The 8,699-nt window shown below is 42.6% G+C and carries 5 protein-coding genes and 1 pseudogene; 4 read left to right on the plus strand and 2 right to left on the minus strand.

The window, feature by feature from the left end; genetic code table 11:
* Window positions 1-560 precede the first annotated feature (560 nt).
* From LYNGBM3L_RS10860 to LYNGBM3L_RS10870, 3 genes are all read left to right on the plus strand, one after another.
* Window positions 561-1,187: a Uma2 family endonuclease gene (locus LYNGBM3L_RS10860; RefSeq protein ID WP_008182377.1), complete on the plus strand. Its 627-nt coding sequence runs from the start codon at window positions 561-563 to the stop codon at window positions 1,185-1,187.
* 227 nt (window positions 1,188-1,414) lie between these two features.
* Window positions 1,415-2,827, plus strand: a complete 1,413-nt coding sequence (gene murD, locus LYNGBM3L_RS10865) for a UDP-N-acetylmuramoyl-L-alanine--D-glutamate ligase (RefSeq protein ID WP_008182378.1) — start codon at window positions 1,415-1,417, stop codon at window positions 2,825-2,827.
* A gap of 41 nt (window positions 2,828-2,868) precedes the next feature.
* Complete coding sequence (locus LYNGBM3L_RS10870; RefSeq protein ID WP_008182379.1) at window positions 2,869-6,156, plus strand: patatin-like protein; 3,288 nt, start codon at window positions 2,869-2,871, stop codon at window positions 6,154-6,156.
* Between the two features lie 46 nt (window positions 6,157-6,202).
* On the opposite strand, the gene LYNGBM3L_RS43260 is transcribed toward LYNGBM3L_RS10870, so the two are convergent.
* A complete protein-coding gene (locus LYNGBM3L_RS43260; RefSeq protein WP_154659748.1) occupies window positions 6,203-6,340 on the minus strand; it encodes a hypothetical protein in 138 nt (45 codons plus the stop codon).
* Between the two features lie 19 nt (window positions 6,341-6,359).
* A pseudogene (locus tag LYNGBM3L_RS36255) lies at window positions 6,360-6,738 on the minus strand (ArsR/SmtB family transcription factor).
* 593 nt (window positions 6,739-7,331) lie between these two features.
* Here LYNGBM3L_RS36255 and LYNGBM3L_RS44995 point away from each other — a divergent pair.
* The coding region (locus LYNGBM3L_RS44995; protein ID WP_048815213.1) for a hypothetical protein at window positions 7,332-8,699 on the plus strand (1,368 nt) is incomplete at its 3' end.

Consider the following 8,699-nt stretch of genomic DNA (forward strand, 5'->3'; position numbering starts at 1 on the left):
GGGGTTTGCCTTAACCTCGTGTCATTTTGATGTGCTCCATAATTATCTGCTTCTTAGCCTCTGAATATAAGGAAGGCTGCTCCTGAGGCAGTTCCGTAGTTTTCTGCAGGTGCTCCATGATTTTCTGTTTGCGTTGTTCTTCTGAAGTAGCCATAGTTAATATGTTGAGAAATATTGTCTTACATTAATTTATGTTAAAATTTATCGGATCAAATGGCAAGCTCAAATCCCCATCTTCCCCTAAGGCTTGAAGCTGCTGGAGTTTTTGGGGTGCTAAACCCAGCATCTGTTGAGCTTTGTTGATCTTTGATATAATGTATAGTTTTAAATCCCATACCGAAGTTCTTCTCAATCAGCTGGTGGTTGCGATTGCGTTCGCGAAGCGGTTCTTTTGGAACATTGAATTGTCCACAATCCCTGTCAAAAAATTTTTTTCTCAGCTTGATAGAGAGGATGCTTAGCAGTTATCAGCACGTTGTAACTTCCCCAATTGATAACTGCTATAGAGAGTAATTATATAATAAAAAAATGACCTATTATTAGCTTCGGAGACCAAACTAATGGTAGTGACGAAACCGAGAGCAGATCGGGTGGTTTTACATAACATTTCCTGGGAACAGTTTGAAAATCTGCTGCTGGATTTAGGTGACCATCGCTCTGCTCGTTTAGCCTATGATTATGGTACCATTGAGATTATGACTCCCTTACCTGAACATGAATATTATAAAGAGGTGATTGGTGACTTAGTTAAAGACCTGGCAGATGAACTAGATTTGGACTACGAAAGTTTAGGGTCAACAACCTGGCGGCGAGAGAGTAGCTTAGCTGGGCTAGAAGCAGATAATTGTTTTTATATCCAAAATGAAGCGGCGATTCGAGGCAGGTTGGACTTAGATATCAACCAAGATCCCCCCCCAGATCTCGCTCTAGAAATTGATATAACTAGTAAATCACTGCCTCGTTTGCCAATCTATTCTCGCTTAGGAGTCCCAGAAATCTGGTGCTATGATTCTGGCAAACTAACAATTTACTTACTGCAAGAGGGTGAGTATGTAGAACAAGCAAAGAGTAGGGTTTTTCCTGAGTTGCCGATTCAAGAGCTTCCTAGTTTAATTGAGCGCCATCGGGCTGATGGTAGGCGGGCAATTCGGCGAACAGTGCGAGATTGGGCAAGGAACTATTTTTAAAACATTCGAGATTTTTGGATAATATTTAAGTCATATTAATGTCAAGTAATAAAGAATTATAGCGTTAATCATACTTATAAGATAAAGTCAAGTTTATTCCCCCTACTCCCTACTCCCTACTCCCTACTCTCTAAAATCCCAAGGGCGTAAGTAACTTACCCAAGTTAAAACCCCTATAACTGGTATAGTTAAAACGGCAAACCATCAGATGCACTACCAATCAAAGTATGCCTAAGGCTGATGTTATTGGATTAGGACGGTCAGGTCTTGCAGCCGCAAGACTCCTAAGAAAAGAAGGTTGGGATGTCACTCTCAGCGATGCCGCTAGCCCTGAACGCATCGCTGCACGTTATACCCCAGAAGACTGGCAACACCAACAACAACAGCTTGCCAGAGACGGAATTAACCTTAAACTGGGTTATTCCCTAACCCTAGACTCTTCAGACTTACCCCAGCTAATTGTAGTTAGTCCTGGTGTTCCCTGGGATATACCAGTGTTAGTTGCGGCCAGGACCCAAGGCATTGAAACCATAGGGGAAATTGAACTAGCTTGGCGTTATCTCCAATCCTGTCCATGGGTAGCTGTTACTGGTACTAACGGCAAAACTACTACTACCTCCCTGATTGCTGCTATTTTTCAAGAAGCTGGTTTCCATGCCCCCGCCTGCGGTAACATTGGTTATGCGGCTTGCGAACTACTGCTAGCACCAGAAATCAATGGCAAAGCCCAGGAAACATCCCCAATCGATTGGGTAATTGGGGAAATCAGTAGTTACCAAATCGAATCTTCCAAAGACCTTGCCCCTCGTATTGGTGTCTTGACAACCTTGACCCCTGACCACCTCAGCCGCCACAAAACCCTGGAAAACTATTATGACATCAAGGCATCTTTACTGCGTCGCTCCCAGTTACAAGTTATCAATGGGGATGACCCTTACCTGGGGAATTTGGGAGTAAACTATTGGCCCGATGCCTATTGGATCAGTATCACAGGTGGTCAGGGGGACAGGAATTTTCAACCTTGGGCCTACATCCAAGATGACTGGGTGATAGCAGACTCAGAACCGATCTTGCCAGTGAAATCCTTACAGATGGTCGGAGATCACAATCGACAAAATTTATTAATGGCAGTGGCAACAGCACGATTGGCAGGAATTGAGAAAAATGCGATCGCATCCGCCATTGCCAAGTTTCCTGGTGTGCCCCATCGCCTAGAAAAGGTGATTACCTGGCAGGGGATAGACTTCATCAATGATAGTAAAGCCACCAACTATGATGCGGCTCAAGTCGGTTTAGCCTCAGTAGCTGCACCGACTATTCTAATTGCTGGTGGTGAAGCCAAAGCTGGTGATGATACCAGTTGGATTGAGACCATTAAACTCAAAGCAGCGGTTGTCTTACTAATTGGTGAAGCTGCACCTGCTTTTGCAACACGCCTTAAGGAAGCTGGCTACTCCAGTTACGAAATTGTGGAAACTATGGCGAAGGCAGTACCAAGAGCAGCAGAACTAGCTCAACAGTATAATGCGGGTGTTGTCCTGCTCTCTCCCGCCTGTGCTAGCTTTGACCAATACCAAAGCTTTGAACATCGGGGGGATGATTTCCGCAGGTTGTGTCAGCAGCAGTTCAGTACTATTTAGCTAGTAACTCACGGTAACGTCCCTAATTGGAGAGCCATGTTATGTCTAGCCAAAACTTTCGCAAGCCAGAATTTAGCAGAGAACTGCGCTTAGGACTAGTGGTTTATGGTGGAGTCTCTCTAGCCATTTATATGAACGGTGTTTGCCGAGAATTTTATAATGCTGTTCGCGGTCGAGGTATCTATAAACTTGTTAAAGCTCTCACCGATTCTGATATTGTTGTTGATATTCTCTCAGGCACGTCAGCGGGAGGGATTAATGGGGTTCTGCTTAGCTACGCTTTGACCAATAGTAGTCAGGATGAAGTAATCGATTTTGAAAACTTTGCCCAAATTTGGCGGGAAAATGGCAACATCCGCAAGCTCATGCATCAACCTAGCCTTAGTCAAGGTAAAAATGATGGGGAATCTATTTTAGATGGCAAGGGCTACTATCAAGATGCCCTAGCTAAAGCCTTTGAACAAGGGCAGATTAATAAAAAGAAAGCACCCTCAGACGAGTGGGTATCTTCGTTTAATGAATTAGATTTATTTGTGACAGGAACTGATGTTATAGGACGGGTTGATACCGTTTTTGATGATACCGGACGGGTGATTGATCTTAAAGACCACCGCACTATCTTTCATCTCAAGCACCGTCAAGGTCGCAAAGAGCCCTTTAATCCCAATTTAAACCCAAACCATTCCACTGTCAAAGACACCTATCAAGCTCTGGCAAAACTGTGTCGCATTACATCGTGTTTTCCAGTTGCCTTCCCTGTAGTTACCGTTGAGTTAGATAATCCTAGCAATCAGGTCGATGCCAAGTTAGTAGAATGGGGAATCCTTAACAATCGCAAGTTACCGGAAACCCCTCCAACCGGTGGGTATCAATTGCACTTTGTGGATGGAGGGGTGCTAGATAATCGGCCTTTCAGTTATACCATCAAAGAAATGTATTATCGTGCCGACTATTATCCAGTTGAGCGCAAGTTATTTTATATCGATCCCAGTCCAGATAATTTTGCTGGCAGCCAAAAGTTTAATCAGATGCCAAAGCCTGATGTCTGGGAGGTGATCCAGGAGTCGTTGTTAGGAATACCGACCTATGAAAGTATTAGTAATGATTTGGGGTTAATCAAAGACCGTAACCAGAAAATCCAGCGCTACCAGTCTCTACTAGCAGATGCGGAATCCCCCTTATTTGCTAAGGCTGACAACTCCCAACAGACAACGCTCCCAGTTGAGACGGGAATTTATTGGCGTAGTCGTCTGATTAGCTTACGCGATCGCACATTACCTCTAGTCTTGAGAATGTCTCAAGTCAGTAGCACCAAATCTTACCAAGAAACCTTAAACAAGCAAGTCCTTTTAGATCAAATAGCTAAGCTACTGACGCAACACATTACTGAACCGGAAAAACGGGAAAATCACGACATTATTCTCCAAGACCCTAGTCAACAGATTAGCAATCTCGATATCGAATATGCCTTAAGGAAGCACTTCTATATCGTTAAAAAAGTTTGTCAGTTGATGAATCAGGATCCATCATTATCAGAGTATAAAACGCTCCAATCCCTAGCCTTAAGGCTAGGTCGTCACATTAAACTCCTAGAAGTCCTTAAGATGGCATTAACTAAGCTGTTGAATCATCCCCAGGTTAGTCAATCCTTCTATGACCTGATATCATCCTTTCAAACGAATCAAAGTTCAGAGTCTACGGATAATCTGCGTAGTCAGATTTACAACCGTCTACTCCGGTTATACCGTTTCTTGCTCGATGCTAAGGGGCTAGCAGAATTTGTACCACAAAACCATCAGCAATCTTATTTAGAAAAAGTCCCAGCCTATTTATTGCAAAAATTACCAGAAGCAGCAGAACAATTAGCTGCTAAATCTGAAACCCAGACAGTTGGAAAAACCACCATGGACTGGTTGCCCCAGCCACTAATTTCCAGCATTTTTGAACAATTTCAGCAAAAAGTTAATCAACTAGAGCAAGAACCAAATCAACTTCAAAAAATCTGGCTTGCTGAAAAATATAAAGATAACGATAATGAAAATAATGGAAAACAATACTCCTCCGTTTTGTGCAAGATAGAGGAAGCATCAGAAAAATTCATTGAACTAAGTGGGCTAAATCAGTCTGAAGAAATATTGACTCGTTTTAAACGATTTCGAGAACTCGATCAAGTTCTGTATCCCTTTGAGTATCTATCTGAAATTGAGGAAAAAGACCTGATCGAGACGATTCGGATTAGTCCAGATGATGCTCAGCTAGGTTTTGGTAAAGGGCAAAAATTAGATAGTAAACTCGCGGGAAATACCTTAAATGCTTTTGGCGGTTTCTTTAAAAAGTCTTGGCGTTCCAATGATATTATGTGGGGGCGCTTAGACGGATTAAACCGGATAGTGGAAGCTTTACTTACTCCTGAAGGTATTGCTAAGTTTCCTAATTTTTTGAAACGACAAGCTCAAGAATATAACATTCCTGAAGCGGGAGAAGAATTTGATCAGTTTAAAGAACAGTACTTAGATTTTTTAATTCAAGAGTCTTTCCCTAACGCTACGGCTGATCACCAGGATAAAATTAAAGATCATCTACGTAAGCTGGCAACTCCTAATCCAGATCTTTCTGAAGCTGATATTAAAACAATACTGGATGATTTAGTCTTGGAAGGACATCGTGATATTCTCAGCACTGACCTACAGAATGTGATTGAAGATGAAATTTCTGAACAACTAGAGTGGAGTAACCAGCGAGTTCAACCTGCTGCTCCTAACGATAGTCTAACCACAAGTCAAACCACAATACCCCAGTATAGTCTAGTTGAGGGTAGTTTTAGTGAAACCATTAGTCTACTAGCAGCTCAGGAATTAGCTAGGAAAAGCATTGACTCCTTACCCCAGGGTAAAGAAAAGTTCTTTCTCAACCATTACCAGGTGGGTTCAGAGACATTCTCAAATGATATTCCCAGTACTATCCTCACAAATCTCGCTACCCGAGCTGCCCTGATTCTGCGAGATATGCTGATCACTGTATTAGGCGATCGCACTCCAGGCTTCGGTAGTAGTTTGATCTATCAAGTCTTGAATAAATCCTTAGAACTATTTTATTGGTGGCAACAGATTAGCCAATCATCAGGGATTAAAAAGGGTGATGGTAGTCGCCAGAAGTTGATTTCCCTGGTAGTGCAAGTAGCCTTGTTGCTGATTGCTATCCTGTCTGTGGTTATTATAATATATCGGTCATGGGTATGGTTTGCGATCGCATTTCTTACTGGGGTGTTGTCTTGGCTTTTAGGGAATCCTTGGAAAGCTATAGAAGAGCGATTAATTATCAAGGATTAATTATCAAGTATGTGTGCGTTGACGTAGCGATTCTCCTTTCGAGACACTACGTCAACCCATAGCTGTTTGCCCCATCTCCCGCTAACCCTTTCGGGCAAAGCCCGACGCTGCGCGAACGGGTATAACGGGAGGGGAATTGGAGTTGAATGATGGGCAATAGTTCGGGAGTAATCACAATTACCAATTACCAATTACCAAGGTCACTAAAAAGATTGCTGCATCGCTTTGAGTTGCTCTAGCTGTTGATGTTGTTGCTCTATTTGCAGTGACAGGGAATCACACACTAGCTCACATAGCTCAAAGATAAAGGGATTAGCTATTTGGTAGAAGACATTGATTCCTTGTTGATTGCGAGTTACAATCCCTGCTTTAGCCAGGATTTTTAAATGCTTGGATACATTGGCTTGACCTAAGCCTGTTTCTTCGATAATTTGACTAACATTTTTTTGAGCCGGACTTCAGACAACAGATAATCTGCAAGCGACTTACTTCAGATAAGACTTTAAAGAAATCAGCGATCAGGGTCAAGGAAGTAGGGGATAACTGGGATATCTCACAGTCTGGAGGTTGCTCAGTCCTCAGAGAGGATTTTGGCAAAGAACTTTTTAAGCATAATAGATTGGCTGACAGTGGGAATCAAGACTAGGCTTTATCTATTATATTATTATACGGTAGTCTTAGGGAGTAGGGAGTAGGGAGTAGGGAATAGGGAGTAGGGAATAGGGAATAGGGAATAGGGAATAGCGATTTATGAATTTATTACTATCTAATACTACTAATAAAAAACCGTATTTTTACCTATATAAACCCTTGATTAATTACAAAAAAAACGCTTTAAAATAAATTACTTAAATAAAAATAATAGCTAAAATACCATCAATACAAAAAAAATAAAGATACAATAAAAAACAGGGGTTACTGATTAATGGAATGATTGAGGGTAATTAGTAATTGGTAAGCTGTTGCCCATTTAAATTGGATATTATTCAGTTATAAAAATAATCCCCTGCTCCCTGCTCCGAAGTCCCTGCTCCCTGCTCCGAAGTCCCTGCTCCGAAGTCCCTACTCCCTACTCCCTACTCCCTACTCCCTACTCCCTAAAACCAAATATTTTGTAGCTCACCCCACAAGAACACTACCTAACAATTATATCATGTCCTAAAGTCAAAATAAAAATGTCTAGGGATTTCCGGCTTCGTACTCTCAAACCTCAATATGAACAACTTTTTGCGACTTGTCAGCTCAGGCGAAACTGCCTAGAGCCAACTGGCCGCATTGCTCAAGAAATCCTCCAACGGCAAGGAAACTACAGATTAGTAGAACGGCAAACGGGAGTGCCTTGGTGGTTTGTCGGAATTTTGCACTATCGAGAGCTGGACTTTCGAGACGCTCACTTGCACAATGGCGACTCTTTAACTAATAGAACAATTCGCTACCCACAAGGACGACCGATTGAGCCACCAGCTAACGGACAACGATACACGTTTGTTGAGAGTGCGATTGATGCACTGCGCTGGAAACAGTTCCACACTGCCAAAGACCACTCAATCGGTGCAATGCTATGGGGGTTTGAGCTGTGGAATGGTTTCCGTGATGCTAAGGGGGGGAATAATTCCGAGTACCTCTGGAATGGCACCAATCACTTTAGTAGCTCACAACATAGGAATCAATTGCTGGTAGGTAACAGTAATGACTCCTATGGTCAAGGGCACAAGATCGGAGCAGCAGCAATTGTTTGGTATCTGTATTACCAAGGAATGCTTAATCAACGGTTACAATTTGCCACTCCACAAAGTTCTGTTAATTGGCAACAGGCAAGCAACACGGGATCAATTCAGTTCCTGGATATGCTCAAAGGTTATGGGAAACTGCCTCATCAAGATGCAGCACTAGCTTGGCTGCAACAACAGCAGTCGCCATCAGTGCTAACTGAATTTGCTCGTCGCTGGCAGGATGATGCTGATCGCAAATTAGTCTCTGTGGGGAAGTCTGCTGTTGTACAACTGCCCAATGGCACTCAGTTACCGAGTAATTTTGTACTTCGGCAACAATCTCGGAAACCAGAAAGTCGAGGCACTAGGCCACAGACAGCTATTAGGCTAAGAGTACTGAGCGATACTTTCTTTAAAACAAGCACCCAACAGTCCTATCAGCTGAAAGACTCACAAAAAGTTTTCGTCAAGGCAAACACTGAGTTTGAGATTACATCGGATCAGCCAGCAGAGAATAAGCATATTCAGGTTGTCCTGGCCAATGTTGCTTTAGGCACACCACCATTAAAAACCTGGTACGTCTTCTGTGACCATGTTGAAATTGAAGGCAGTGAACCCAATAACGCACCTAAGGATCAACAACAATCTGACTTAATTAAGATTAACTCTGACAAGACTGGTCCAATTCAGTTGCCTGGATATGACAAAACGGTTTACCTATCGGAGGCGATTATCACTGGTGGTCACTTTAGTTGGGCAGAGGCAACCAAAAATGGTACCCGCATTCCTACGGAGAAAAGTATTGTGGAGGGCATTCTCAGAATTGCTGAG

The sequence above is a fragment of the Moorena producens 3L genome, from assembly GCF_000211815.1.
Lineage (GTDB): Bacteria > Cyanobacteriota > Cyanobacteriia > Cyanobacteriales > Coleofasciculaceae > Moorena > Moorena producens.

Coding starts and splice junctions, on each gene's coding strand:
- LYNGBM3L_RS10860 (WP_008182377.1), top strand. CDS start 561: ATGGTAGTGACGAAACCGAGAGCAGATCGGGTGGTTTTACATAACATT.
- murD (WP_008182378.1), top strand. CDS start 1,415: ATGCCTAAGGCTGATGTTATTGGATTAGGACGGTCAGGTCTTGCAGCC.
- LYNGBM3L_RS10870 (WP_008182379.1), top strand. CDS start 2,869: ATGTCTAGCCAAAACTTTCGCAAGCCAGAATTTAGCAGAGAACTGCGC.